The 24,640-nt window shown below is 74.0% G+C and carries 24 protein-coding genes and 1 riboswitch; of the genes, 8 read left to right on the top strand and 16 right to left on the bottom strand.

The annotated features are described in order from the left end of the window. Positions 1-927, bottom strand: a 927-nt coding sequence (locus tag IEZ07_RS29445) for a GAF domain-containing protein (protein WP_191897764.1), incomplete at its 3' end; no start/stop codon positions are given. Between the two features lie 123 nt (positions 928-1,050). Then, positions 1,051-1,659: a dihydrofolate reductase family protein gene (locus IEZ07_RS29440; RefSeq protein WP_191897763.1), complete on the bottom strand. Its 609-nt coding sequence runs from the start codon at positions 1,657-1,659 to the stop codon at positions 1,051-1,053. Positions 1,660-2,055: 396 nt separating this feature from the next. Between IEZ07_RS29440 and IEZ07_RS29435 the strand changes: the two genes are divergently transcribed. Further along, entirely contained in the window at positions 2,056-3,414 is a 1,359-nt protein-coding gene (locus IEZ07_RS29435; protein ID WP_239320884.1) for an RNA polymerase subunit sigma-70, read from the top strand. A gap of 42 nt (positions 3,415-3,456) precedes the next feature. Here the strand turns inward: IEZ07_RS29435 and IEZ07_RS29430 are convergent, their stop codons facing one another. From IEZ07_RS29430 to IEZ07_RS29415, 4 genes are all read right to left on the bottom strand, one after another. Beyond that, positions 3,457-3,993, bottom strand: coding sequence for a S26 family signal peptidase (locus IEZ07_RS29430; protein ID WP_191897761.1), 537 nt, complete (start codon positions 3,991-3,993; stop codon positions 3,457-3,459). Next, positions 3,990-5,852, bottom strand: coding sequence for an ABC transporter ATP-binding protein (locus IEZ07_RS29425; protein WP_191897760.1), 1,863 nt, complete (start codon positions 5,850-5,852; stop codon positions 3,990-3,992). Before IEZ07_RS29425 ends, IEZ07_RS29430 begins: the two co-directional genes overlap by 4 nt. A 4-nt stretch (positions 5,853-5,856) precedes the next feature. Continuing rightward, positions 5,857-6,420: a TlpA family protein disulfide reductase gene (locus IEZ07_RS29420; protein WP_191897759.1), complete on the bottom strand. Its 564-nt coding sequence runs from the start codon at positions 6,418-6,420 to the stop codon at positions 5,857-5,859. A 409-nt stretch (positions 6,421-6,829) separates the two neighbouring features. Further along, positions 6,830-7,051, bottom strand: coding sequence for a hypothetical protein (locus IEZ07_RS29415; protein WP_068897282.1), 222 nt, complete (start codon positions 7,049-7,051; stop codon positions 6,830-6,832). 265 nt (positions 7,052-7,316) lie between these two features. Continuing rightward, positions 7,317-7,510, top strand: a riboswitch (cobalamin riboswitch). A 126-nt stretch (positions 7,511-7,636) separates the two neighbouring features. Between IEZ07_RS29415 and IEZ07_RS29410 the strand changes: the two genes are divergently transcribed. The 3 genes from IEZ07_RS29410 to IEZ07_RS29400 are packed head-to-tail and all read left to right on the top strand — an operon-like array spanning position 7,637 to position 10,526. Next, a complete protein-coding gene (locus tag IEZ07_RS29410) occupies positions 7,637-8,629 on the top strand; it encodes an ABC transporter substrate-binding protein (protein WP_191897758.1) in 993 nt (330 codons plus the stop codon). Next, complete coding sequence (locus IEZ07_RS29405) at positions 8,626-9,687, top strand: FecCD family ABC transporter permease (RefSeq protein ID WP_191897757.1); 1,062 nt, start codon at positions 8,626-8,628, stop codon at positions 9,685-9,687. Before IEZ07_RS29410 ends, IEZ07_RS29405 begins: the two co-directional genes overlap by 4 nt. Then, positions 9,684-10,526 carry an ABC transporter ATP-binding protein gene (locus IEZ07_RS29400; RefSeq protein ID WP_191897756.1) on the top strand — a complete coding sequence of 281 codons (843 nt, stop codon included), beginning with the start codon at positions 9,684-9,686 and terminating at the stop codon, positions 10,524-10,526. Before IEZ07_RS29405 ends, IEZ07_RS29400 begins: the two co-directional genes overlap by 4 nt. On the opposite strand, the gene IEZ07_RS29395 is transcribed toward IEZ07_RS29400, so the two are convergent. After that, positions 10,468-10,809, bottom strand: a complete 342-nt coding sequence (locus IEZ07_RS29395) for a hypothetical protein (protein ID WP_191897755.1) — start codon at positions 10,807-10,809, stop codon at positions 10,468-10,470. The genes IEZ07_RS29400 and IEZ07_RS29395 overlap by 59 nt on opposite strands. A 137-nt stretch (positions 10,810-10,946) precedes the next feature. On the opposite strand from IEZ07_RS29395, the gene IEZ07_RS29390 reads away from it, so the two are divergent. After that, entirely contained in the window at positions 10,947-11,288 is a 342-nt protein-coding gene (locus tag IEZ07_RS29390) for a hypothetical protein (protein ID WP_191897754.1), read from the top strand. Between the two features lie 78 nt (positions 11,289-11,366). Here IEZ07_RS29390 and IEZ07_RS29385 read toward each other — a convergent pair whose 3' ends face one another. The 3 genes from IEZ07_RS29385 to IEZ07_RS29375 all read right to left on the bottom strand — a co-directional run bounded on the left by IEZ07_RS29385 (position 11,367) and on the right by IEZ07_RS29375 (position 13,303). After that, positions 11,367-12,209, bottom strand: coding sequence for an ion transporter (locus IEZ07_RS29385; RefSeq protein WP_191897753.1), 843 nt, complete (start codon positions 12,207-12,209; stop codon positions 11,367-11,369). 411 nt (positions 12,210-12,620) lie between these two features. Further along, positions 12,621-13,007: a VOC family protein gene (locus IEZ07_RS29380; protein WP_204054688.1), complete on the bottom strand. Its 387-nt coding sequence runs from the start codon at positions 13,005-13,007 to the stop codon at positions 12,621-12,623. Beyond that, complete coding sequence (locus IEZ07_RS29375; RefSeq protein ID WP_191897751.1) at positions 13,007-13,303, bottom strand: ArsR/SmtB family transcription factor; 297 nt, start codon at positions 13,301-13,303, stop codon at positions 13,007-13,009. The genes IEZ07_RS29380 and IEZ07_RS29375 overlap by 1 nt, the downstream gene beginning before the upstream one ends. Before the next feature lie 187 nt (positions 13,304-13,490). Here IEZ07_RS29375 and IEZ07_RS29370 point away from each other — a divergent pair, with 187 nt between their 5' ends. Next, positions 13,491-14,252 (top strand): type II toxin-antitoxin system CcdA family antitoxin, encoded by a 762-nt coding sequence (locus IEZ07_RS29370; RefSeq protein WP_191897750.1) that lies wholly within the window; start codon positions 13,491-13,493, stop codon positions 14,250-14,252. A gap of 284 nt (positions 14,253-14,536) precedes the next feature. Here the strand turns inward: IEZ07_RS29370 and IEZ07_RS29365 are convergent, their stop codons facing one another. The 3 genes from IEZ07_RS29365 to IEZ07_RS29355 form a co-directional block, all read right to left on the bottom strand. Further along, positions 14,537-17,464, bottom strand: coding sequence for an AAA family ATPase (locus IEZ07_RS29365; protein ID WP_191897749.1), 2,928 nt, complete (start codon positions 17,462-17,464; stop codon positions 14,537-14,539). 86 nt (positions 17,465-17,550) lie between these two features. Beyond that, complete coding sequence (locus IEZ07_RS29360; protein ID WP_191897748.1) at positions 17,551-18,429, bottom strand: hypothetical protein; 879 nt, start codon at positions 18,427-18,429, stop codon at positions 17,551-17,553. Positions 18,430-18,746: 317 nt separating this feature from the next. Beyond that, complete coding sequence (locus IEZ07_RS29355) at positions 18,747-19,064, bottom strand: hypothetical protein (RefSeq protein WP_191897747.1); 318 nt, start codon at positions 19,062-19,064, stop codon at positions 18,747-18,749. A 454-nt stretch (positions 19,065-19,518) separates the two neighbouring features. On the opposite strand from IEZ07_RS29355, the gene IEZ07_RS29350 reads away from it, so the two are divergent. After that, complete coding sequence (locus tag IEZ07_RS29350) at positions 19,519-21,180, top strand: Calx-beta domain-containing protein (protein WP_191897746.1); 1,662 nt, start codon at positions 19,519-19,521, stop codon at positions 21,178-21,180. 13 nt (positions 21,181-21,193) lie between these two features. Here the strand turns inward: IEZ07_RS29350 and IEZ07_RS29345 are convergent, their stop codons facing one another. Continuing rightward, on the bottom strand, positions 21,194-21,919 hold the full coding sequence (locus IEZ07_RS29345; protein WP_191897745.1) for an ankyrin repeat domain-containing protein: 726 nt from the start codon (positions 21,917-21,919) through the stop codon (positions 21,194-21,196). Positions 21,920-22,107: 188 nt separating this feature from the next. Here IEZ07_RS29345 and IEZ07_RS29340 point away from each other — a divergent pair, with 188 nt between their 5' ends. After that, complete coding sequence (locus tag IEZ07_RS29340) at positions 22,108-22,500, top strand: DUF3224 domain-containing protein (protein WP_191897744.1); 393 nt, start codon at positions 22,108-22,110, stop codon at positions 22,498-22,500. 44 nt (positions 22,501-22,544) lie between these two features. Here the strand turns inward: IEZ07_RS29340 and IEZ07_RS29335 are convergent, their stop codons facing one another. Then, the gene (locus IEZ07_RS29335) at positions 22,545-24,344 is read right to left on the bottom strand and encodes a phosphoenolpyruvate--protein phosphotransferase (RefSeq protein ID WP_191897743.1); all 1,800 of its coding nucleotides are present in this window, start codon (positions 24,342-24,344) and stop codon (positions 22,545-22,547) included. Further along, entirely contained in the window at positions 24,337-24,621 is a 285-nt protein-coding gene (locus tag IEZ07_RS29330; protein ID WP_191897742.1) for an HPr family phosphocarrier protein, read from the bottom strand. The genes IEZ07_RS29335 and IEZ07_RS29330 overlap by 8 nt, the downstream gene beginning before the upstream one ends. Between the last annotated feature and the right edge of the window lie 19 nt (positions 24,622-24,640).

Below are 24,640 nucleotides of genomic sequence, written 5' to 3'. Positions count from 1 at the left end.
CACGGCGTGCTGGGTGTCGCGGAGCATCTGGAGGCGGTGCCGGGCGGTGATGTCATGGCCGGAGCTCACCGCGCCCAGGCGATGTCCGTCAGGAGTCTCGATCGGCCGTCCGTTGGTCACGAACCGGCGGGGCGGCGCGCCGGGGGCGCGGACCACCACCTCCTGGTCGTCGAAGTGCTCCCCGGCCAGCGCCCGCGCCAGGGGGACCTGTTCGGGGGCGAGCAGGGTCCGCCCGTCGGGGGCGAACATCCCGTAGGCCGGTGCCCAGCGGTCGGTGGCCATCGGCTGCTCCGGCGCGTGCATCAGCTCGCGCATCGGCTGGTTGAAGCGCACCAGCCGGCCCTCGGTGTCGCAGGCCACGACGGGGGCCTTCAGGCTGTCCAGCAACGCGGACAGGAACGTGTGTTCCTGTTCCAGCCGCCTGTGGGTCTGTTCCGCCGCCTGGGAACCGATCCCTGTTTCCGCCATCGCGGCCAGGTCGCTCAGGATCTCCAGTTCCTCCTGATTCCATGCGTGAGGGCGGTCGTCGATCACGCACAGAGCGCCCAGGGGCAGGCCGTCGGGGGCGTGCAGCGGGATGCCGGCGTAGGCGGCCGGCTCACCGCGGGCCACGGCCCCGATGTCGGTCCAGCGTTCGTCACCGCGGGCGTCGTCCACCGCCAGCGGGGCGTCGTCGACGAGCAGGTGCCGGCACATGGACTGCGACAGGGGCGTCCACCGCGGCGGCGGCCGGCCGGTGCCCGCGGAACTGAGGGTGACCTGCCGGTCCTCGGCGATCAGGGTCACCAGTGCCGCCCGCACGCCCAGCAGCCGGACCGCCATCCGGGTCACCTGGTCCAGCAGCGGCACCCGAGGGGACTCCAGCAGACCCGTGGCGCGCAGCGCCTCGAGCCGCCCCGGATCACGCACACGCTCTTGGATCGTCATGCGCCCATCCCCCCGTGGCATCGATCCTCAGCGGAAAACCCATCACCTGTGACCTTTATGCCCGCTGTTGCGCAGTGTGTTCTGTTTCCTGTCCGGACAGGTGAACGGGGCCGGCGCAGGGGGTCAGGCGTGCCGGCCGCCGGCCACGTCGTAGACCAGGTGGGTGACGGCGGTGCCGGTGACGACGCGCGGGTCGCCGAGGTGGACGGGGGCGGTGCCGAGCTGGTCGAACATGCGGGTGCCGCCGCCGAGGAGCACCGGCACCAGGTCGATGCGGACCTGGTCGACCAGGCCGGCGTCGAGCGCCTGCCAGGCCACGCTGCCCGGGCCGACCCCGACCGCCTTGTCCCCTGCGGCCTGCCGGGCCAGCTCGACGGCGGCGGCGAGCCCGTCGGTGACGAACGTGAACGGCGTCCCTTCCGCTTTCCAGTCCTCGGGCGCGGTGTGGGTCACCACGAAGGTCGGCACACCCATCGGGTGGGTGCCGTCCCAGCCGTTGGTCATGTCGAACAACCGGCGTCCGACGACCAGGGCACCGGTGATGTCGTTCAGCTCCCGCACGTGGGCGGCGCTGGCCGCCGAGGTGCGGTAGGCGACCCGCGTGGAGTTCGCGGTCGACGTCGGCACGTCCCCGTTGCGGCACCAGGCGAACAGGTGCTCGAAACCGCTGTTGGACGGGCCGGCGATGAAGCCGTCCAGAGACATCGACGCCTCGATGTACACCGTCGCCATGAGATCACTCCGTTCCCCGGAGCCGTCCGGGTGCCGTGGTGTGCGCGTGGCCGCTGCCCGCGCCGGTCGGTCATTGAGACGCATCCGGCCCGCAGAACTGATCGGTCCGCCCGGGCGGGGACCACGTGCGGCAGGAGCGGTCACCCCGGACACGGGGAAGATCAGTGGTCATGGCATCGGCCGGGCCTCCGATCGCTGGTGGGACATGGCGAGGAGTGGGTTAATGCGTAACACCAGATGATGTGACGTTATGGGGGCGTTGTGATGCGATGCCACAGTTGCGGTGGTGTGCTGCCGCCGCGTACGGGGCGGCAGGGCCGGTCCTCGGTGTACTGCTCGGCGGCGTGCCGCCAGCGGGCGTACCGGTCCCGGAAGGATCCGGCGACGGGTGACGCGGTGCGGGAGCTGATCGCCGACATCGAGCGGCGGGCCCGGGAGTTGGCGCCGGGGCTGCCCGAGGCGTTCTACGCGGACGTGACCGAGCTGTCGTCCTCCGTCGGCAGGCTGCGGCGCATCGCCCGCATCGCGCGGGACGCGGCGCAGACCGGAGCGGGCTCGCCCGCGCCATGCCCGGCCGAGGAAATCGTCACACCGGCACCGGTGACGGAAAAACCGTCCGGAAGGCCCGGTCCCGGGACGGCAGGCGGGTTCGGACCGGAGGCCGCACCCGGAGCCGAGGGCGAGGCCGGGACCGGATCCGAAGCCGGGACCGGCGCCGAGGAGGACGCCGAGGTGGTGGCGGCCGTGAACTCCGGGGACGAGTGGGCGTTCGCCGGGCTGGCGGAGCCGTACCGGGCGGAGCTCCAGCTGCACTGCTACCGGATGGTCGGCTCCTACGACGACTCGGCGGACCTGGTGCAGGAGACGTTCCTGCGCGCCTGGCGCAACCGGGACGGCTTCCGGGGGCGCTCCTCGCTGCGTGCCTGGCTGTACCGGATCGCCACCAACGCCTGCCTGGACTTCCTGCGGCGCAACACGCGCCGGCCGCAGCGCTACGAGGGGTCCGCGGGCGGAGCGGAGCCCCCGGCGCGGATCACCTGGCTGCAGCCCTACCCGGACCACCTGCTGGAGGACGCCGCCGGGGCCGTGAGCGCGTCCGCGGGCGCCCCGGAGGAGGCCGCGCTGTCGCGGGAGACGGTGGAGCTGGTCTTCCTGACCGCGATCCAGCACCTGCCGCCCCGGCAGCGGGCGGTGCTCGTGGTGCGGGACGTGCTCGGCTGGCCGGCCGGCGAGGCGGCGGAGCTGCTGGAGATGAGCACGGCCTCGGCCAACAGCGCGCTCGCCCGGGCGCGGGCGACGCTGCGCGAGCATCTGCCCCGGCACCGGGCGCAGTGGACGGCCCCGGCGGCGCCGAGCCGGGACGAGCGGGTGATCCTGCAACGGTACATGGACGCGGCCGACCGGGCCGACGCCGCCGCCGTGGCCGAGCTGCTGCGCCAGGACGCGCTGGTGACGATGCCGCCGGGCCCGCTCTGGGTCGCGGGCCGGGACGCGATCGAGGACGCGCTGGCGAGGACGTACGACCCGGCCTCGCCGGCCTACTTCGGGCGCTGGCGGCACCTGCCCACCCGGGCGAACGGCCGCCCGGCCGCGGCGGGGTACGTGCAGCGGCCGGGCACCGCGGTGTACCGCGCGCAGGTGCTGGACGTGCTGCGGATCGAGAACGGGATGATCGTCGAGATCACCGCGTTCGAGCCCCACCTGTTCCCCGCGTTCGGCCTGCCGCTGACGTTGCCGGCGGCGAACGGGGACTGAGCGGCGATCGGACGGCCGGGGGCGCCGGCGAGCCGCGCTCTCCTACCGCCGCGGCTCCGGGGCCCGGAGGAGGCGCACGACCCTGCCGACGACGCTCCCGGCGGGAGCGTAGCCGAAATGGCGGGAGTCCAGGCTGTAGCCGGCGTTGTCACCGAGCAGGACCAGGCATCCGTCGGGGACCGCCGTCTCGCCCGCCCGGGCGGGCACCGAGACCGGGCGGGGGTCGCCGGGCACGGCGGCGACCCGCTTGATCATCCAGTCCGCCCGCGTGCCGGGACCGGACGCCTTACTCCGGACGGCGCCCGGGCCCGGCGCGGGCGCCGCGTGCCGTCCGGACGGAGTGCCGTAGTGAACGCCGGGGAAAGTGAAGGCGTCGGCCACGACGACGTCACCGGCGCGCAACCGGCCGGCGGCGACCCGCCGTACCAGCACCCTGTCGCCCTCCCGGTAGGAGGGGCGCATGCTGCCGCCGCGGACGCGTACCGCCAGCAGGTTCCGGCGCACCCAGACCAGGACGGCCACCACGGCCGCCGGTGCCGTGAGCAGCGGCACCAGCACCGGCCAGGACAGGCCGCTCACAGCCCAGCCTTCCTGCGCAGCAGCTCCAGGATGTCCGCGGCCGGGTCCTGCGGTTCGGCATAGCCCTCGGCCTGCATGCGGAACAGGCCGGCGTAGATGCCGCCCAGCGCCATCAGCTCGTCGTGACCGCCGCGCTCGGTGACCACCCCGTCCTCCAGCACGATCAGGACGTCGGCCTCCCGCACGGTGTTGAGCCGGTGGGAGATGAGCACGTTGGTGCGGCCCGCCCGGCGTTCCCGCAGGGTCCGATGGATCCGGTACTCGGCCTCGGCGTCCAGGCCGGAGCTGGGCTCGTCCAGGATCATCAGGTCGCGCTCCGCCCGCAGATGCGCCCGGGCCAGCGCCAGACGCTGCCACTGGCCTCCCGACAGGGCGACCCCGGCCTCCTCGCCGGTCCCGTCGGCGGCACCCTCGGCGTCGTCGCCCTGGAAGAAGATCCGCGACAGCAGGGTGTCGTAGGAGCGGGGCAGCCCGGTGACGAAGCCGTGGGCTCCGGCGTCCCTGGCCGCCGCGGTGATGCGGTCGGGGTCGCGCAACCGGGACAGGTCCCCCAGGCCGATGTTCTCGGCGGCCGTCAGGTCGTACTCCATGTAGTCCTGGAAGACCGCGCCGATGCGGGCGCGCAGCTCGGCCGGGTCCAGGTCCCGCAGGTCGGTCCCGTCCCACAGGATGGCACCGCGCTCCGGGTCGTACATCCGGCAGAGCAGCTTGATCAGGGTGCTCTTGCCGGCGCCGTTGCGGCCGACCAGGCCCACCGTACGGCCGTGCGGGATGGTCAGGTCGACGCCGCGCAGCACCCAGGGGCCGTCAGGGGCGTAGCGGAACCACACGTCCCGGAAGACGATGCCCCGCCGCAGCGGCGCGGTCGGCCGGGGACGCGCGGCGACGGGCAGATCACTCCCGGCGGACGTGACCTGCAGGTAGTGGCCGAACAGCAGCAGCTGCCGGTGGGAGTCGGCGATGCCCCGGACCAGCGCCAGGCCCGCCGCCTGCACCCCGGCCACCGCGGCCACCAGCAGGGAGACGTCACCGAGGGTGATGCGGCCCGCGAGCGCGCCCAGCACCGCCCAGACCAGCGCCCCGCCCGCCACCGCGGCGCCCAGCAGCCCGGTCAGCGCCTGCGCCCTCATCTGGCGCAGGTCCATCCGCCGGTTCTCCCCGTCGGACCTGCGCCGCTGGGCCGACATGCGCCCGCGCAGGTACGCGCCGACGCCGAACAGCCGGATCTCCTTGGCCGCCTGGGGGTCGGTGAGCAGGTTCCGGTAGAACATCTCCCGGCGCTCCACCGGGCTCAGCCGCCAGTGCAGCGAAGCCCTGCGGCGGGCCAGCCACATCTCGGTGGCCAGCACCGGTACGGCGGAGGCCAGCACCAGCACCGGCATCCACGGTGAGACGACCAGCAGCGAGCCGAGGAACCCCAGGCCGGTGATGACGGCCCCGGTGACGGACAGCACACCGGAGACCACCACCCCGGGCGTGGCTCCGCCGTGCTGCAGCGCCATCCGCATCCGGTCCAGGAAGACCGGGTCCTCGAACCTGGCCATCCCCACGAACCGCTCGGCCACGGTGAACAGCCGCTCCTGCGCCAGCAGGCCGATCCTGCGCTCGTTCTCCGCCGAGGCGAACCGGGTGACGTGCGGCACCAGGCCGGTGAGCAGCCCGGCGACGGCGAGCGCGACACCCAGCCTGAGCGCCCGGCCGGAGTCCGCACCGGTGGTGAGGGCGTCCAGGAGCAGTTTGGTCAGCCACGCCGTCACGACCGGCGCCAGGGCGGCCAGCAGCGTGAGGACCGCGAACACGGCCGTGTGGAAACGGCTCGCCTCCCGGCTCAGCCGCAGGGCCTCGATGATCCCGCGCACCGCCTCAGACCCCCGCGCCGGCGGTCATCATGTCCCGCACCGTCGTCCCGGAGGCGCGCACCAGGCCGCCGGGGTCGACGAGCGCCATCGCCGGGTAGCCGGTGACGCCCAGCGCCCTGCCGACCGGTCCGCCGGGCATCTCCTCGGTGACCACCGTGGCCACCGGTTCCAGCGCCGCGCGCTTGGCCTCGAGGTCGCGTTCCGCGCCGATCAGCAGCACCAGCACCTGCTCCCCGCCGCCGGGGAAGACCTCGGCGATCTGCAGGAACTCGGGCAGCCGCTCCTCGCAGCTCCCGCAGCCCTGGGCGAAGGCGCCGAACAGGGTCGTGCCCTCGGCGAAGAAGCCCTCGTCGACCGGTTCGCCCCGGGTCGTGCGGGCGCGGAAGGCGCCCGTCTTCTCCCCGCCCGCGAGCATCACCCGGGGGGCCGTTCCCGGTCCCGGGCCCCCAGACGCGGCCGGCGGCCCGCCCTTCCTGCGCAGCCGACGGATCAGCGCCGCCGTCAGCAGCAGGTTCAGTACGCTCAACACGCCGGTGAGACCGGCGAACACCATCACGAAACCGGACATGGGACACCCCTGCGGTGAGTTCGATTCGAGCTGCGGGCGGATCGGCGGCGGTGGAAGGGCTCGCCGTACCCGGCGGTCGTGCCGATGGCGCCACCGTCCAGCGGTGGCCGGTGGCGCCGTGCGGGTCCGGCGGAGGGCGCCGCGCCTCTTCCTCAGGCGCGGCGCCCGGGTCCTGCCGGACGCTTCCCGTCTGCGTCCGGCCGCTCCCGTCCTGCGTCCGGCCGCCTACGGCGCGGCCGGGTGGACAGGGGGGACAGGCGGGACACGCGTACACCGCCGGTGACTCCCACGGCGGGTGGATCGCTTCCCCCGCCGTGGTCGGCGGGCTCCGCCCGGACCCGGGATCGCGCGCTCTCCCGCGCGGACGCGATCCCGGGCCACGGCTACCCGCCGAGGCGGCGCCGACGTGTCAGCAGTGCGACTTCTCCTCGGTCCACAGCTTCCTGGTGTCGAAGTCGACGCAGAGGTAACGGGTGGAGATCGTCGTGGCCGGCGGCGGCGGAACACTGAAGTGGCAGTGCCCCAGCGTGCTGGAGATGGGGGTGCAGACCTTGGCCATGGCCTGCGCCTCCCCCGCGGGGACCAGGCTGCCCAGCAGCCGCTCGGTGAACGATTCGATGATGCGAACCATCCGTCTCACCTCTCTCTAGGCCGGCCCTTCCGTCCGGGAGGGCCGGGATGTTCTGACACCGGCAACCGTAGGGAGGCTCCGCATGGAGGCTGCATGGTAACGACATGGTAACGACGTGCGCCGATCTCGCACCCCGAGCGGGAGGGTGATCCCGCAGGCCGGTGCCGCAGGCGTTCGGGACAGGTCGGCGAGGGCGCCGGCATCTGCTGCGCCGTGGTGGCCGGCGCGGGCTCGCCGAGACAAGGACGGCCCGGATCGTGCGCATTGATCCGTTTCGTGTGATGATGGCGCGAAGGCGAGCGCGGACTGAGGAAGCCGGTGTGAATCCGGCGCGGTCCCGCCACTGTGATCGGCGAGCGGATCCCCACCACGCCACCGCCCCTGCCCGGGGTGGGAAGGCGGGGACGAGCGGCGACCCGAGAGCCAGGAGACTCACGCGGTCGCCTCCTCGACGAACTGGGGCGGATCTCCCCGGAGAGGAGCGGGCTCTGGTGTCCGTCGGGCCGGTGGCCACGCCGAGAGGCTTCTCGGCGTTCCCTCTCTCAGATCCGCCCCGTCGTGCAGATCCCGTGAGAGGAACACTTCATGACGGGCAGACGTCCCGCGTCCCTCCTGCTCGCCCTCCTGGTGTCCGGAGTGCTGGCCGCCTGCGGCGGCACCCCCGCCGGTGACGCCCGGGCCGCTCCGGCGGCCTCCGCGCCCGCGGGTTTCCCGGTCACCCTGGACAACTGCGGTGTGCGGACCACCTACGAGCGGCCGCCGCGGCGGGCGGTCTCGATGAACCAGCACGCCACCGAGGTGATGCTGGCCCTCGGGCTGGAGAAGTCGATGATCGGCACCGCCTATCTCGACGACAAGGTGCTGCCGGAGTACCAGGCGGCCTACGGCGCGATCAAGGTGGTCGCGAAGGAGTACCCGGCTTATGAGGCCCTGCTGGCCGAAGAGCCCGACTTCGTCTACGGCGGTTTCGCCAGCACCTTCGACGAGAAGGAGGGCCGCGGCCGGGAGGCCCTGCGAAAGGCCGGGATCAAGACGTACCTGAACGTCGAGGAGTGCGCCGAGGGCCCGGTGACCATGGAGCTGATGGACACCGAGATCCGCAACGTCGCGAAGATCTTCGGTGTGCCCGGCCGGGCCGATCCGCTGCTCACCGAGCTGCACACCACCCTGTCCGGAGTACGGGAGAAGCTGGCGGGGGTGGCACCGGTGAGGCTGTTCGTCTACGACAGCGGGGACAAGACCGCCTTCACCGCCGGCGGCAAGGGCATCGGCAACGAGATCATCACGCTGGCCGGGGCGGAGAACGTCTTCGCCGACCTCGACAAGGTGTGGGGCGACGTCTCCTTCGAGCAGGTGGCCGAGCGCGCTCCCGACTGGATCGTCATCTACGACTACGGCGACCGGTCGGCGGCCGACAAGGAGGAGTTCCTCCTCTCCAACCCGGCGCTCAGGGACGTGCCGGCGATCAAGCACAAGCGGTTCGCGGTGCTGCCGCTGTCGTCGGTGGTGCTCGGGGTCCGGGCGCCGGGGGCCGTCGAGGCGCTGGCCGGGCAACTGCACGCCGACCGGTTCCGGTGAGCGGGCCGGCTGCGGGCGCCCTGCTCCCCGCCCGGCGCCCGGGACTGCCGTACCCGGTCGTGATCGGCCTGCTGCTCGCGCTGCTGGGCGCGGCGGCCACGGCCGCCATCGCGGCCGGGTCGGTCACGCTCCCGGCGGGGCAGGTCTGGGGCGTCCTGCTGCACCGGGTGCATCCGGCGCTGGCCGAGCCGACCTGGACTGCCGTGCGGGAGACCATCGTGATGGACGTGCGGCTGCCGCGCGTCCTGCTGGCGGCGGTGATCGGCGCAGGCCTGTCGGTGTGCGGCATGGCGCTGCAGGCCCTGGTCCGCAATCCACTGGCCGACCCCATGCTGCTGGGCGTGTCCTCCGGAGCCGGCGTCGGCGCGGTCAGCGTGGTGGTGTTCGGCCTGACCGCGTTCGGCGCGTTCTCCCTGCCCGTCGCCGCGTTCCTCGGAGCCCTGGCAGCCCTGGTGGCGGTGTACCTCCTGGCGCGCTCCGGCGGCCGGATGACCACGGTCCGGCTGGTGCTGGCCGGAGTCGCCACGGCCGAGGTGCTGTCGGCCGTGGCCAGCTTCCTGCTGGTCACCTCCAACGACCCGCACAAGACCCAGTCGGCGGTGCGCTGGATGCTGGGCGGCCTGGCCGGGACGACCTGGGCGGTGGTGTGGATCCCGGCCGCCGCCGTGCTGGCCGGCACGGCCGTGCTGGTCGGGGTGTCGCGGCCGCTGAACCTGCTGCTGGCCGGGGAGGAGGCGGCGGCCTCACTCGGGCTGGACGTGCACCGCTTCCGGGCGGCGCTGTTCGTGCTGGTCGCCATGATGATCGGCGCGATCGTGGCGGTCAGCGGGGCCATCGGGTTCGTCGGGCTGATCATGCCGCACGTCGTCCGGCTGCTGATCGGCGCCGACCACCGGCGGGCACTGCCGGCGACGGCGCTGCTCGGGGCGGCCTTCCTGGTCGCGGCCGACCTGGTGGCCCGGACCCTGATCGCGCCGGAGGAGATCCCGGTGGGGATCATCACCGCGCTGGCCGGCGGGCCGTTCTTCCTGTGGCTGATGCGGAGGCGCGCCAAGTGAGGTTGACCGTGGAGAACGTGTCGGTCCGCGTCGACGGCCGGGACCTGGTCCGCGAGATCTCCCTGGAGGTCGCCGGGGGAGAGGTGCTGGGGCTGGCCGGGCCCAACGGCGCGGGCAAGTCCACGCTGCTGCGCACCCTCTACCGGGCCCGCAGGCCCACCTCCGGCCGGGTGCTGCTGGACGGCGAGGACGTCTGGAAGACGCCGCCCGCCTGGCTGGCCCGGCGGCTGGCCGCCGTGCTCCAGGAGAGCGGCGGCGACTTCGAACTCACCGTGTACGACGTCGTCACCATGGGCCGCACCCCGCACAAACGCGCGTTCGACGGCGACGACGCCTCCGACCGGGAGATCATCGCCGACGCCCTGAACCGGCTCGACGTGGCCGATCTGGCGTACGCGCCGTTCGACCGGCTGTCGGGCGGCGAGAAGCAGCGGGTGCTGATCGCGCGGGCGCTGGCCCAGCAACCGGCCGTGATGGTGCTGGACGAGCCGACCAACCACCTCGACCTGCGCCACCAGCTCGACGCGCTGAGCCTGGTGCGCGGGCTCGGCGTCACCTCCGTGATCGCCCTGCACGACCTCAACATGGCCGCCGCGTTCTGCGACCGCATCTGCGTCATGGACGCCGGCCGCGCCGTGGCCCTCGGCACGCCCGGCGAAGTGCTGACCCCCGCCCTGCTGGCCGGCGTCTACCGGGTCGACGCCGAGGTGGCCGCCCATCCCGAGACGGGGATCCCGCAGGTGACCTTGCGCACCGGGGGGCGCCGCGACGGCCCGGACCTCAGCCCAGCCCGGTCGGATCGAGCATCTCCGGCGCCAGCCCATCGGGCAGGCCTGTGATCCTGGCGTGGCGGATGACCGCCTCGTGCACCGCCAGGTGCAGGTGCAGCAGGGCCCGCTCGGACTCCTCGGCCGGAGGCGGGACCGGCAGCGGACTGCCGGCCACCTCGTGCCACCGCTCGTCACCGGAACGCTGCACGAACACCCGCAGATGCCCTGCGGCCAGCTGGGTGGCCAGGTGCATCGAGCCCGTCACGACGCCGGCCTCCTGCGTCAGCACGCCCTCCGGCCCGACCACCACTTCACCGATCTGCCGGGCGGCACCGGCCGCAGGCTCGGTCACGGCCGCAGTCCCGGCGGCAGGGAACGGGCCCGCAGGCGATCAGCGGGTATCGTCCGCCGCCGATGGCGGCTGCGGGCCCGGCGGCGAGGCAACGGCCTGGAACGTCGCACCTGTCTCACCCCGGCACGTCTACCCGGATGAATCGGCGCCACACCGGCCGACCGGCGACGACGTGCGGTGGCCGGTCATGCGCCGCCACCAACGTCACGGTCCAGGACGCCGAGGTGGCGGTGTTCCTGCGCGACCTGCGCAACGCCAACCTCATGGTCTTCCGCGACCGCCTGCATGCCGCCCAGCAGGAGGGCGAACTCCCTCCCGGCGCCGACCCGCGCGCCCTGGCCGGCTATTTCGCCGTCGTCATCCAGGGGATGTCGCAGCGCGCCCGCGACGGGGCCGACGCGACCGAACTCGCCGGGGTCGCCGCCATGGCGATGACCGCCTGGCCGGGGGCCGCGCCAGGCCGGGGCTCACCGAGCTGAGCCCGGTCGGGCGTGGCCGGCCGCCGGGCGTCCACGGTGCCCGCCGTGACGGTGACGGCCGCCACCGGGCAGGGGGCGTCAAGGGCTGAGCCCGGCCTCCACGTGGCCCTCGGGGCGGTCCCGGTCGGGGCCGGCCGGGACCGCCTGCGCGGCCAGCACGGCGTCGATCTTGGCGTGCAGGCGGACGATCTCGGACAGCATCACGGTGAGCCGGTCGTCGGTGTGCTGCTCCTCGGTGGAGGTGGTCTGCTCGTCCATGGCGTTGACCACGACGGCGATGAACAGGTTCAGGACCACGAAGGTGGACGTCAGGATGTAGCCGATGAAGAACACCCACGCCCACGGGCGCTCGGCCATCACCTGGCGGGTGATGTCCGCCCAGGAGTCGCCGGTCATCATCTGGAACAAGGTGAACAGCGAGATCGGCAGTTCGGCGAAGTGGCCGGGGGCGGTCTCGCCGAACAACTCGGTCGCCAGGACGGCCGAGACGTACATGACCAGTGCCAGCAGGCCGATGATGGAGACCATGCCGGGGATGGCTTCCAGCAGTGCCGAGACCACTCTGCGCATGCTCGGCACCGCCGATATCAGGCGCAGCGCCCGCAGTATCCTCAGCGCCCGCAATATCGATGCCGGACCGGCGGCGGGAACCAGCGCGATGACCACGACGACCGTGTCGAAATGGTTCCACGGATCCTTGAAGAACGCGCCCCTGTGGACGTACAGGCGCAGCCCGATCTCCACTGCGAAGACCGCCAGTGTGATCCGGTCGACGGCGTGCAGGAGTCCGCCGACGTGGTCGGTCAGCACCGAGGAGGTCTCCGCGCCCAGGGTGGCGGCGTTGACCACGATGACCGCGACGATGGACCACTGGAAACACCTCGTCTCCAGGAGGGAACGCGCATGTTCACGACGTGACACGAAGCCGGCCCCCGAAAAGAGATGAACGCTAGGCGACGATGGTAGGCAGAAAGGGGCGAGAATTCATCGCGAACGGTAATATAACCCTTTTAATGGCTCTGTTCGGCTCCGTCCTTTTCGTTATTCGCTGTGAAGATTCATGAATGGAGGGCGCCCGGCGATTCGCGCCCGCTGCTTCCCGGGGTCGCGGACGCCGTACGCGGCGCGCCTGGAGCGAGGACCCGTGGGACCTCGTCCGCCCGGAGGGCGTCGTCCAGGCCGGGACCGGGCACTTCACGTCCGTCGACGGGGGCCCCGGCCGTCCGGTCCGCGGTCCCGGGGACGAGGCGGCCGGCGAGGTGGCGGGGCGGGCGACGGGTGAGGTCTGCGATGACGGCCCCCCGTCGGGGATGTCCGGCCACGCGCTCTCCGCTACTTCATGGCGGCGATCTGGATCAGGTTGCCGCAGGTGTCGTCGAAGACGGCGGTGACCACCGGGCCGAGGTCGGTGGCGTCCTGGATGAACTCGACGCCCAGCCCCTTGAGCCGCTCGACCTCGGCGTACACGTCGTCGACGGCGAACTGGGTGAACGGGATGCCGTCGGTGACCAGGGCCCTCTTGAACGGCCCCGCCGCCGGGTGGCCGTCCGGCTCCAGCAGCAACTCGACGCCGTCCGGGTCGGCGGGGGAGACCACGGTGAGCCATCGGGCCTCGCCGGCGGGCACGTCGGTCTTCTTGGTGAACCCCAGCTTCTCGGTGTAGAAGGCCAGGGCCTTGGCCTGGTCGTCGACGAGCACGCTGGTGATGTTTATGCGGATCATGGGTTCGGTTCCTCTCGGTCGATGGGCCACCGCTCGACGATCGAGCGCAGCGGGCTCGTGTCGATGTGGTGGAACTTGTACCGGCCCTGTCGCCGGGTGTGCACCAGGCCGGCCTGCTCGAGCACCGCCAGGTGCTGCGAGATGGCCTGGCGCGAGGAGGCCAGGTCGTGCTTCATGGCCAGTCGGCTGCAGATCTCGAACAGCGTCTGACCGTCCTTGTCGGTCAATTCGTCCAGGATGATGCGTCGCGTCGCGTCTCCGATCGCCTTGAACAGGCGGGGGTCGGCGTCCATGGGCACAGTTATATGCAAGTCACCACTTGCATGTCAAGGAGTCGACGGGGCTCCATGCCCCACCGCGGTCGGCGCCGGCCGTACCGGACCATGTGAGGGGTTAGGAAGTATGGCCTTCATAACCCCATAGGGGTTATGGTTACTTCATAACCCCTATGGATAACCCCATTGAACGACAGGCGTCGCCATGCCGAAGATCAACGTGTACCTGCCCGACGAACTGGCCGAAGCGATCAAGCAGGCCGGAGTGCCGATCTCGGCGGTCTGCCAGCGCGCCCTGGAGCAGGCGGTGCGCCGGATCACCGCCATCCGGCAGACCGCCCTGGGCGAGCTGAAGGCCGACGACCTGAGCGAACGGCTGCCGTCGTTCACCGCCCGTGCCCGCACCGTCGTCGGGCTGGCGATCGACCGGGCCCGCGCCGACGCCGCGCCGGCCGTCGGGACCGGGCACCTGCTCGCCGCCATGGTGGCCGAAGGAGAGAACCTGGCGCTGCACGTGCTCCGGGCGATCGACATCGACCCCGCGCAGGTGCAGCGCGGCCTGGAACGGCGGGCGGCTTCCGAGGCGGGCGCCGAGGGGGAAGCCGCCGGCGAGGGCTCCTCGACGCACTTCAGCCGTGCGGCCGCCGGCGCGCTGGAGCTGGCGGTGACGGAGGCGACCGCACTGGGGCACAACTACGTGGGCTGCGAGCACCTGCTGCTCGGTCTGGTCGCCGAACCCGACGGCACCGCCGGGCAGGTGCTGCGCACCCTGGGAGCCGAACCCCGCCTGACCCGCCGGGCCGTCACGGCCGCCCTGGCCGGTTACGTCCATCTGCGTGCCCAGACCTCCGCCGCCGCGGCCAACCCCATGCAGGCTCTCACCGCGGCCGTGCGCGAGCAACTGCAACCGCTCGTCGCCCGCATCGAACGCCTGGAGCAGCGTCTCGGCCCGGCCCGCGACAAGTGAGCCCGGCGATGCGCACGCCGGCTCGCCCCGACGACGCCGGCGACCCGTCTGCGGCCTCCGGCCGCGGCGGGTCCCGCCGACGCCCGCCGGCGATCACCATCCGCGCCGGCCGCGTCCTCCTCCGCGCGGCCGCCGCGGTGCTTCTGTGGCTGCTGCTGTTGCTGCCGCTTCTGTCGGAAGCGCGATGACCCCGCCACCTGCCCGCCGGGTGCCGTCGCCGGTCGTCCGCCCCGATGCCCGCATCGCGTGCCGCTCGTGAACCGCCGCAGGTGAGAGGCGGGCGGTCATGAGAGCAGCCGTACCAGCTCGACGCGGGAGCGGATGCCGAGCCGGGCGAAGATGTTCCTGAGGTGGTGCTCGACGGTGCGCGGGCTCAGGAAGAGCTGGGCGGCCACCTCCCGGTTGGTCGCGCCGTCGGCGACCAGCCGGGCGATCTGGAACTGCTGAGCCGTCAGCGCCTGGGCCGCGGGCGCCTCCTCGGCCTGCGTCCGCGCCTCGGCCGACCGGAGCCGGGCGCGCCGGGACGGCAGGGCCTCCCCCGAGGCGCGCAGCTCGCCCCGGGCCTGCTCGGCCCAGAGCCGCGCGCCGTACCGCTCGAAGGTCTCCAGCGCGCCGTGCAGGTGCTCCCGGGCCGCGCCGGGCCGCCGGTTGCGGCGCAGCACGCTGCCGAACAGCAGCTGCGTGCGGGCCGTCTCGAACGCGCAGGAGCCCCGCCCGTGCAGGTCGAGCGCCTCGCGGAAGCGCTCCTCGGCCTCGCCCCGGTCGGCCAGGAGCGCGTGGCAGCGCGCCGCCAGCGCCAGCCGGTCGGGACTGCGCGTGCTGCCCACCCAGCGGTCGAGCACCTCCAGCGCCGCCCGCGCGTGCTCGACGTCGCCGGTGCGCACGGCCGCCTCGACGAAGTGGGGGGTCGCCATGACCCGGATGACCAGGTGGCCGCCCGTTCCGCCGGAACCGGCCGTGGCCCGCAGCCGCGCGGTGGCGCCCGCGTGGCGGCCCGCGGCGACGTCCAGGTGGGCCAGCGCCCAGTTGCCGAGCGCTCCGGCGACGCCCAGGCCGTGGGCGTCGGCCAGCTCGATCGCGCTCCCGGCCCTGATCCGGCACGTCTCCTCGTCGCCCTGCACCGCGGCGGTCAGGGCGAGCCAGGCGAGGTGCTGGGCGGCGCTGTTGAGCCTGCCCGTCTCCTGGGCCAGCCGCAGGCCCTCCATCGCGTTGGCCGCGACGGAGGCGTAGCGCCCCATCCAGATCTCGGCCTGGATCAGGAACTCCAGCACCTGCGGCACCGTGGAGACGGCCCCCTGTGCGCGCGCGATGTCGATCGCCCGGGTGGACAGCTTCAGCGCCTGGGCGTCCTCGCCCAGCATGAGGCTGGAGACGCAGGCCCAGACCAGCACCGAGGGGTTGTCCACCGAGGGGGCTAGGTCCAGGACGCGGCGCAGCGGGGCCGCCGCCTCCCGGTGCCGGCCGCGGAAGGTCGCCGCCATGCCCGCGAGGTACTCGAACATCAGTTGCGTGGTGGGCGGGTCGTCCGGCCGCCGCAGCGCGGCGGCGCGCCGCGCGATGGCCATGAACCGGTGGTTGTCCCCGGCGAGGTAGGTCGCCTCGCTCGCGCGGATCAGCGCCCGGACGGCCTGCTCCCGGTCGCGGTCGAGCAGCCAGTCGGCCGCCGCCAGCAGCTCGTCGCAGGCGTTGCCGGTCTTGCCGCTGCGCAGCTCCAGGCTGCCCCGGACCAGCTCGGCCCGTCCCCGCACCTCCTCGGTGACCGCCAGGGAGTTGAGGCGGGCCAGCAGCGACCGGGCGCGCTGCGGCAGGCCCGCGTGCCAGGCGTGGCGTGCGGCGGCGGCCAGGCGGGCCGCCCTGACGTCCCCGCGGAGCGTGAGCTCCGCGGCCCGTTCGAAGGCGCGGAACGCCTCGGGGAAGCCGCCCCGGCCCGCGGCCCCGCCGGCCGTGCCGTCCGGCGCCTCGGCGAGTTCCTCCACCAGCGCGTCGGCCAGCCGCTCGGCGGGACCGTCCAGCGCGGCGGCCCGGTGCCAGGCCCGCCGCAGACGCTGGTGCTCGGCGTCCAGGACGCCGGCCAGCAGGCGGTGCGCCTCCCGCCGCCGGGCCGGGGATGCTCCGGCGTAGACCACCGGGCCCATCGCCGGGTCGCGGAAGCCGTAGAGGTCGCCGGCCGCGCGGACGACGATGCCCGCCCGCTCGGCGGGCTCCAGCGCGGTGAGCGCGCAGCGGGGCTCGGCGGCGCGCAGCAGGGTGGCCGTGTCCAGGTGCGGGTCGGCGGCGAGTAGCAGCAGCAGCTCCGCGGTCTCACCGGGCAGCCGCGAGAGCCGGTCGGCGTACGCGCGCCACAGCCGCCCGCCCGGCGGCAGTGTCTCGGGGGGAGCGGCGAGACCGCTCATCTGGTCGGGGGTGAGCGAGCCGACGAGCTCGCGGAGCGCGAGCGGGTTGCCGCGGGCGACCTCGGCCACCGACACCCGCAGGTCCTCGGGGAGACCGGGCGGCGCCAGGTCGTCGATCACCTGCCGGGCGGCCTCCTCGGCCAGGCGGCCGAGGACCAGCCGGGGGATGTCACCGGGAGCGCCGCCGGCGTCCCAGGCCCCGCCGCCGCATCCGCCCGCCCCGCCGGAGGCGCCCTCGCCGTCGGCCGCCAGGAGCAGCGCGATCCGCTCCCCGGCCAGCCGCCGGGCGACGAAGAACAGCGCCTCGCGGCTCGGCGCGTCGAGGTGGTGCAGGTCGTCGACGCAGGCCAGGACCGGGCGTCCCACGGCGAGCAGGAGGTTGAGGACGGCGGCGGGAAGCGCCAGGCCGCGGCCTGCCGTACCGAGTTCCAGGGCCTCGGCGAGCACCGCCGCCTGCGCCGGGGGAAGCGCCGGCATCCGGTCCGCGACCGGGCGGAGCAGGGCGTGCAGCCCGGCGTACGGCAGGTGCGACTCCGCTTCGGCGCCGCGCGTCCGGAGCACGACGAAGCGGTCCCCGTCCGGGCGGTCGGCGGCATCGGCGTCCGGGCCGGGACCGGTGGTGCGGGCGGAGGCCGGGGCGTCCGCGCGGTCGGCGGCGGCGTCGAGGAGCGCGGACTTGCCCGTTCCCGGGGCACCCAGCAGGAGCACGGCGCCGCCCGCCCCGCGACGGGCGTCGTCGAGCAGCCGGCGCAGTGCGGCCAGTTCCGCGTCCCTGCCGCGGAGGGGCGCGGCCGGGGGGACGGGGGAGGGGGAGAGCATGCCCCAGTGTTACGCGCGGATGTCACGGATGAGAAGAGCAGATGTCCGGTTTCCCGGAGCCGCGCGGCACGCCGCTCCGGGCCCGGTCAGGCGCCCATGGTGCGCCAGGACTCGTAGTGGTGGACCGCGATGCCGTTGAACGCCGCGTACGCGCCGACGGCCGTGTCCACCTCGGCCAGCACCGTGGTCACGCGCGCCGGTTCCTCCCCGGCGAAGGTGCAGTGGGGGCAGTCCTCCAGGGGGCCGGTCTCGGCGCCCAGCCGGACCGGCCTGCCCGCGGCGGCTCCGCGGGTGAGCATGTCGGCGGCGATGTCGGTCATCGAGTTGGGGCCGGTGGCGGTGTCACGGTAGCTCATGACGGTGACGGCGTTCACCTGCGCCAGCACCTGGTCGGCCAGCGTGGTGCCGGTGCCCGTGGGGATCTCGCCGTACCAGAACGGCACGTCGGCCTCCAGCGGCCGGGTGCTGTCGGCCTGCAGCGTCTGCAGCATCTGCACGAAGGACTGCGCCAGCGCGGCCTGGTCGCTCTGCCACGCGGGCAGCGCGTAGGGCTCCACGTCGACGTGGCTGCCGGCGAACAGCCCGGTGCCCAGCACCGCGCGCTGCCAGGTGCGGGCCGGGGTGTGGTCGGTGGCCCACTCCGGTTCTCCGCCCAGGGCGGTCAGCCGGATGCCGGCGGTGTCGGCGCCGCGCTTGAGCTCGCGCATCCGGTTCAGGAGGGAGGAGTTGGTGGGCAGATCGGCGGGAGCGTAGGCGAAGATCTCCGTCACGTCCTGGTCGCGGGCCCAGGCCAGCACCTCGGCCGGGACCGCGGTGGCGGAGTTCCACAACCACATCGCCCGGGTGCCCGCAGGCACGGGCGCCACGCGCATCCCGGCCGACGGCGGTACGGCGACGGCGGGAGCGGGGGCCTGGAGTCGCCGGGGGGCGAAGGCCGCGGCGGCGCCGACGGAGGGAGTGGCCATTACGGTGAGTGACACGGCAGCGATGGCTATTCGGATAGTTTTACGCATAGTTCCTATATGTCCACTCCGTGTGTGCGGCGCGCTGGCACATCATCCACGGATCGGCCAAATGTGCGGCTGATCGCATGGTTGCTCCGCGTGACGAAGCGGGGCGGTGATCGGTGCGGCCCGCGATGGTGTGGCGGCATGCCGGGGCCGGATGCGAAACCGTCCGGCGGCCGGCCCGCCGGGCGCACCGCGCCCCGGGCCTGCGGGGAGGCACCGTCCGGACCGGAGGTGATGCGGTCGCCGCGCCGGCCCGGACGGCCGTCAGCCTGTCATCCCGTGTATCCGTGGATGTCGATGCCCGCGGCCTCGCATATCCGGGCCAGCGGCCGGGAGGCCACGATCAACCGGCCCGTCTCGCCGAGCGGGGCGACGGTCTCGGCCACGGCCGGGATCGCCGACTGGCGGGCCTGCTGCGCGGCCGCGACCAGCCCGTTGAAGACGGCCTGGCCGTTGTTCGAGTTGCTGACGCCCGCCAGGATCCGGCAGGCCCGCTCGGCGGGCGCGTCCAACGGCTGGGCCCCCGCGGCGGCAGGTCCGGCCGCGACCCCCGCCGCGATGAGCCCGGCCGCGATCGTCGCTCCTATCATCGCTTCCCCCTGTTTTCCGGTGATTCCTTCCCAGGTCGGGGACGTACCCGGTCGGTGGGAGGTCATCCGGCCGCCCGCCGTCCCCCGGGTGGCTCGTGCCCGCTGCGGCACCCTGCGGGGCGCGGCGGGCCGAAGCCGGCGGCCGCCGTCGTCCCCTGCGGTGGCGGGGCGGGCGGGCTGCGGGATGTCGTGGAGGGCCGCAGCCCGCCCGCCGACGAATGATCTGGGGGCAGGTTTCAATTTCAAGCTGCTTTAAAGCCCTTTTTTGGCATATTTCCTATATTGCGCGTCTTCTGTGCAATGAAGGAGATGATCCCGGCCTTCGACCGGTGTTGAGGACCGGTGCCGTTTCTGCCCGCGATGCGGAGGAGGAGGACGGTCGATGAGGGCTTCACCGGCGGCTCCGGTACCGGCCGGAACCCTGTGGGGACTTGCTCCCGGCCCGGTTCTGGCAGTGCTGACGGCCGTCCTGACGGCCGCCGCGGCGTTCCTGGCCGTTCCGGGCCGAGCGCAGGCCGCGGTGGACGGCGCCGTGACGGCGTGGGGTTACAACGGTGACGGTCAGGCCGACGTGCCCGCGGGGCTGACCGGCGTGACGCAGGTCGCCGGCGGCTACTACCACAGTCTGGCGCTGAGGTCCGACGGCACCGTGACGGCGTGGGGTTACAACGGTGACGGTCAGGCCGACGTGCCCGCGGGGCTGACCGGCGTGACCCAGATCGCCGCCGGTTACCACCACAGCCTGGCGCTGAGGTCCGACGGCACCGTCACGGCCTGGGGCGGAAACGACTTCGGTCAGGCCGGGGTGCCCGCCGGGCTGACCGATGTGACCCAGGTCGCCGCCGGCGCCTTCTACAGTCTGGCGTTGAAGTCCGACGGCACCGTCACCGCCTGGGGCGACGATGCCCGGGACCTGATCGACGGTGCCGCCGGGCTGGCCGGCGTGACCCGGATCGCCGCCGCCCCCTATCACAGTCTGGCGTTGAAGTCCGACGGCACCGTCACCGCCTGGGGCATGAACATGGAAGGCGAGACCGACGTGCCCGCGGGGCTGACCGGCGTGACCCGGATCGCCGCCGGTTACCACCACAGCCTGGCGTTGAAGCCCGACGGCACCGTCACGGCCTGGGGCGGAAACGACTTCGGTCAGGCCGGGGTGCCCGCGGGGCTGACCGGCGTGACCCAGATCGCCGCCGGAGACGCCCACAGCCTGGCGCTGAGGTCCGACGGCACCGTCACCGCCTGGGGTCGCGACGACCTCGGCCAGACCGGGGTGCCCGCCGGGCTGGCCAATGTGGCCCAGATCGCCGCCGGGAGCCACCACAGCCTGGCGCTGAGCAGGTCGGCGGTCGTTTTCCAGCAGACGGCCAGGACGGTCACCGAGAACGCCGGCGCCGTTCCCCTGACGGTCACCCGTACCGGCGTCACGTCCTCCGCGGAGGTCCGCTACGCCCACACCGGCGGACGGGCCACCTCCGGATCCGACTTCGTCCTCACCCCCGGGACGCTGACCTTCGCTCCCGGTCAGGCCACCAAGGCCATCACGCTGACCATCCGCGACGACACCGTCCCGGAGACCGCGGAGACCCTCACCGTCACGCTCTCCTCACCCGGGCCCGGCACGGAGTTGAGGTCACCGGCGACCATGACCGTGACCATCGCCGTCAGCGACCAGCGCCCGGACGCCCTGATCAGCGCCTCCGCGAGCTCCGGTTACGTAGGGAACAACGTCTACACCGCCGGAGCGGCGGCGGCACAGACCAAGGCGGTGACGATGCGCCGGACCGGGCGGACGCTCAAGCCGCGCAGCTTCTACGTCCGCGTCTACAACGACGGCACCGACACCGCCGTCATCACGATCAAGGGCGGTCGCGCGGCCGCCGGATCGGCGGTCCGCTACTTCTCCGGCAGCTCCGACGTCACCGCCAGGATGCACTCGGCCGCCGGTCTGCGCGTCGCCCTGGCGCGCGGCGCCTACCGGCTGATCCGCGTGCAGCTGCAGCTGTCCGCCGCCGTCCCGGCGGGCTCGGCCCGCTACGCCACCGTCTGGGGGACCTGGAGCGGCGACGGAACCCGGAGCGACGTGGTCAGAGCAGCGGTCAAAGTCTCCCGCTGAGCCGCGGTCCCGGTCACCGCCGCGCGGCCGTCGTGGCGCCCCGCGCCCGCAGCCAGACGGCCAGTTCCTCGGCGCCGGACCGGCAGGCGGCGTCCAGCGGGGTCAGCCCGTCGTAGCCCACGTGGTCGAGTTCGGCTCCCCGGCTCAGGAGCTGTTCGGCCGTCTCGCGCCGGCCGCCGTGGCAGGCGCACCACAGGGCGCCGTTCAGCTCCCGGCGGCCGGGCGGGGGATCGGCCCGCAGCAGGTCGTGCACGCGCTCGGTCAGGCCGAGGGCAGCGGCCTGCCACAGGTTGACCCGGGCGCCGCGCTCGACCAGGCGGCGCGCGGCGTTCCACTGCCCGAACGCGACCGCGTCGGCCAGCGGCGCACCGCCGTCGACGACCGAGCCCGGGGCCTCGATGTCGGCGCCGGCCTCCAGCAGCGCGTCCAGCACCGGCACGTCGTCGGTGCTGGCCGCCCAGTGCAGCGCCGTCTCGGCGTGCGGGCCGGCGAAACGGCCGTCGACCTCGGCGCCCGCCGCCACCAGCGCCTCGACGGTCCGCGGGCCGTTCGGGCGGTGGCCGGGCCAGTCGGTGACCACGTGCAGCAGCGTGCGCGAGACCCCCTCGGGATCGCCGATCCGGGTCCGGGCCAGACCCGGGTGCTCGTGCAGCAGGCGCCGGAGCGCTCCGACGTCACCGCCCTGGATCGCCGCCACCGCGGCGAGCGCGACCGGGTCCCCGGCGTCAAGATAGATCATGGTCACCATCGTCCGCCCTCCGGGCCGTATCCGCCACCGCCGGGGTGACGCCGCGCCCGGGTTCCGGCGGCGAGAACGCGGTACCGCGGCGCGGCCGGCGGTGCCCGGCAGCCGATCCGTACCTGACATCAGATGACAGGTACGGACGCCATGATGGGGAAAGATCTGGAATTCCGAGGGAGGCCCATATGCCGCGCGCCACAGGAACCTTTACCATCGACGGCTGGGACCCGCAGCCCTACGACACCGCCGAGGGGGCCACGCTCACCCGCGTCCACGTCACCAAGACCTTCGACGGCGACCTGACCGGCACCAGCACCACCGACATCATCACCGCGGTCTCCCAGGCCGAGACGTCGGCGGCCTACGCGGGCTTCGAGCGCTTCACCGGGACCGTGCACGGACGCAAGGGCACCTTCGTGCTCCACCACACGGCCACGCAGCACGCCGAGGAGTCGGCGCTGAGCTGGACGGTCCTTCCCGGCTCCGGTACCGGGGAACTGCTGGGCATCCGCGGCGGCGGCGGGATCGTCAACGACGGCGGCGTCCACTCCTTCCACCTCGACTACGAACTGGACTGAGGGCGCCGCCCTCCCGCCGCGGCCCGGACCGGGCCGCGGCGGGTTCACCGGTCCGCGGCCACCGCCTCCCTGGCCCGCTCCGGGCCGTCGGCGTCGAGGGCGAGCCGGGCATCCTCCCGGCAGCGCTGCAGGGTACGGCGGGCCAGCGCGTCCCGGACCGGTGCGAGGCCAGGCGCCGACATGGACAGGCTGGTGACGCCGAGGCCGGCCAGCACGGGGGCCAGGAGGGGGTCGGCCGCGGCCTCGCCGCACACCCCGACGGGCTTGCCCGCCGCCAGCCCGGCCCGCGCGCATCCGGCTATCAGGGCCAGCAGCCCCGGCTGCCAGGGGTCGAGCAGGTCGGCGAGCCCGCCGTGCTGGCGGTCGGCGGCGAAGGCGTACTGGCTGAGGTCGTTGGTGCCGATGCTGAGGAAGTCGAGCCGCTCCAGCAGCCGGTCGGCCCGGAGCGCGGCGGCCGGGACCTCGATCATCGCCCCGACGCGGGTGATCCCCCGCGCCCGAGCCCGAGCGGCGAAGTCGTCCGCCTCGGCCACCGTGGAGACCATGGGCGCCATCACCCACGGCTGTGCGCCGCTGACCCGGGCGGCCTCGGCGATCGCGTCGAGCTGGGTGTCCAGCACGCCCGGCCGCCCGCGCGCGACGCGCAGTCCCCGCACGCCCAGCGCAGGGTTGGGCTCGGGCGCCGCACCGAGGAACGGCAGCGGTTTGTCCGAGCCCGCGTCGAGCGTGCGGACCACGACCTTCCCGCCGGGGAAGGCCCGGAAGACGGCCTCGTAGGCCGCGACCTGCTCGTCGAAGCCCGGCTCCTCCCTGCGGTCGAGGAAGAGGAACTCGGTGCGGAAGAGCCCCACGCCCTCGGCGTCCGCCCCGGGTGCGAGGTCGGCGGCGGAGCCGATGTTGAGCAGCAGCTCGACCGGGTGCCCGTCGGCGGTCCGGCCGGGGCCGCTGCTCGCCGCCTGCCGGAGGCGGTCGGCGGCGGCGAGCCGCAGGATCCCGGCGGCCTCCTCCTCCCCGATGCCGGTGCGGACTTCCCCGGTGGTCCCGTCGACCGCCGCCCAGGTGCCCTCGCCGACGCGCATGGCGCCCGGGCAGGCGACCACGGCGGGCAGGCCGAGGGCGCGGGCGAGGATCGCGGTGTGGCTGGTCGGCCCGCCCTTCTCGGTGACCAGGGCGAGCACGGTCCGGGTGTCGAGGCCCGCCGTGTCGGCGGGGGAGAGGTCCTCGGCGACGAGGACGAACGGGTGGCCGGGGTCGGGGACGCCGGGCACGGGCAGGCCCAGCACCGCGGCGACGGCCCGGTTGCGGATGTCGTCGAGGTCGGCGGCGCGCTCGGCGAACAGGCCGCCGGCCGCCAGCAGCGCCTCCCGGTGACCGGCGCAGGCGGCGTCGAGGGCGTGGGCGGCGCCCATCCCCGCGGCGACGTTCTCCTGCACCGACTCGAGCAGGCCCGGGTCGGCGGCGATGAACGACTGCGCCTCCAGGATCGCGCTCGCGGCCGGGTCGGACGCGGCGGAGGCGCGCGCCGCCAGTTCGGCGGAGACGGCCTCCAGCGCGCGCAGCGCCTCCCCGAGCTCCCGGTCGGGATCGGCTTCCCGGACCGGGTCCGGGAGCGGGAGCGGGCCCGCCATCCGGAAGACCCTGCCCGCCGTCCGCCCGGGACCGACCCCCAGCCCGCGCAGCGTCCCGGACGCGAACCGTCCGGTCCCCGTTCCGGAGGCGCTCCCGGTCCCGGTCTCGGGGCTGGTCCCGGTCCCGGTCCCGGTCCCGGTCCCGCTCCCGGTCCCGGACTCGGATCCGGACTCGGATGCGGACCCCGGTACGGGCCCGGCCACCGGTTCAGGCATCCGGCGCCTCCTCGGCGTCGAGGTCGCGGGAGAGCAGTTCGGCCAGGGAGTCGAGCGCGGAGTCCGCGCCCGGGCCCTCGGCCTCCAGGACGACCTCCGCGCCGTGCCCCGCCCCGAGGGCCATCACGGCGAGCATGCTGGTGGCGGGGACGGACTTGCCCGCGCCGATGCGGATCCGCACCGGCATCCCCTGGGCCGCCGCGGCCTGGACGAAGAGCTTGGCGGGCCGGGCGTGCAGACCGGTGCGCGAGGCGATGACGACTGTCCTTTCCGGCATGTCCGGACTTCCTCTCTGG

The organism is Planomonospora parontospora (genome assembly GCA_014647935.1).
GTDB classification, from domain to species: Bacteria; Actinomycetota; Actinomycetes; order Streptosporangiales; family Streptosporangiaceae; genus Planomonospora; species Planomonospora parontospora.
This window is presented reverse-complemented; position numbering and strand designations above follow the sequence as displayed.

Excerpts from the sequence above, each read along its gene's own strand:
- IEZ07_RS29360 (WP_191897748.1), bottom strand. The coding sequence starts at position 18,429 with ATGGCCACTCCCTCCGTCGGCGCCGCCGCGGCCTTCGCCCCCCGGCGA.
- IEZ07_RS29410 (WP_191897758.1), top strand. The coding sequence starts at position 7,637 with ATGACGGGCAGACGTCCCGCGTCCCTCCTGCTCGCCCTCCTGGTGTCC.
- IEZ07_RS29355 (WP_191897747.1), bottom strand. The coding sequence starts at position 19,064 with ATGATAGGAGCGACGATCGCGGCCGGGCTCATCGCGGCGGGGGTCGCG.
- IEZ07_RS29335 (WP_191897743.1), bottom strand. The coding sequence starts at position 24,344 with ATGCCTGAACCGGTGGCCGGGCCCGTACCGGGGTCCGCATCCGAGTCC.
- IEZ07_RS29345 (WP_191897745.1), bottom strand. The coding sequence starts at position 21,919 with ATGATCTATCTTGACGCCGGGGACCCGGTCGCGCTCGCCGCGGTGGCG.
- IEZ07_RS29420 (WP_191897759.1), bottom strand. The coding sequence starts at position 6,420 with ATGTCCGGTTTCGTGATGGTGTTCGCCGGTCTCACCGGCGTGTTGAGC.
- IEZ07_RS29330 (WP_191897742.1), bottom strand. The coding sequence starts at position 24,621 with ATGCCGGAAAGGACAGTCGTCATCGCCTCGCGCACCGGTCTGCACGCC.
- IEZ07_RS29440 (WP_191897763.1), bottom strand. The coding sequence starts at position 1,659 with ATGGCGACGGTGTACATCGAGGCGTCGATGTCTCTGGACGGCTTCATC.
- IEZ07_RS29340 (WP_191897744.1), top strand. The coding sequence starts at position 22,108 with ATGCCGCGCGCCACAGGAACCTTTACCATCGACGGCTGGGACCCGCAG.
- IEZ07_RS29390 (WP_191897754.1), top strand. The coding sequence starts at position 10,947 with ATGAATCGGCGCCACACCGGCCGACCGGCGACGACGTGCGGTGGCCGG.
- IEZ07_RS29365 (WP_191897749.1), bottom strand. The coding sequence starts at position 17,464 with ATGCTCTCCCCCTCCCCCGTCCCCCCGGCCGCGCCCCTCCGCGGCAGG.
- IEZ07_RS29375 (WP_191897751.1), bottom strand. The coding sequence starts at position 13,303 with ATGGACGCCGACCCCCGCCTGTTCAAGGCGATCGGAGACGCGACGCGA.
- IEZ07_RS29370 (WP_191897750.1), top strand. The coding sequence starts at position 13,491 with ATGCCGAAGATCAACGTGTACCTGCCCGACGAACTGGCCGAAGCGATC.
- IEZ07_RS29415 (WP_068897282.1), bottom strand. The coding sequence starts at position 7,051 with ATGGTTCGCATCATCGAATCGTTCACCGAGCGGCTGCTGGGCAGCCTG.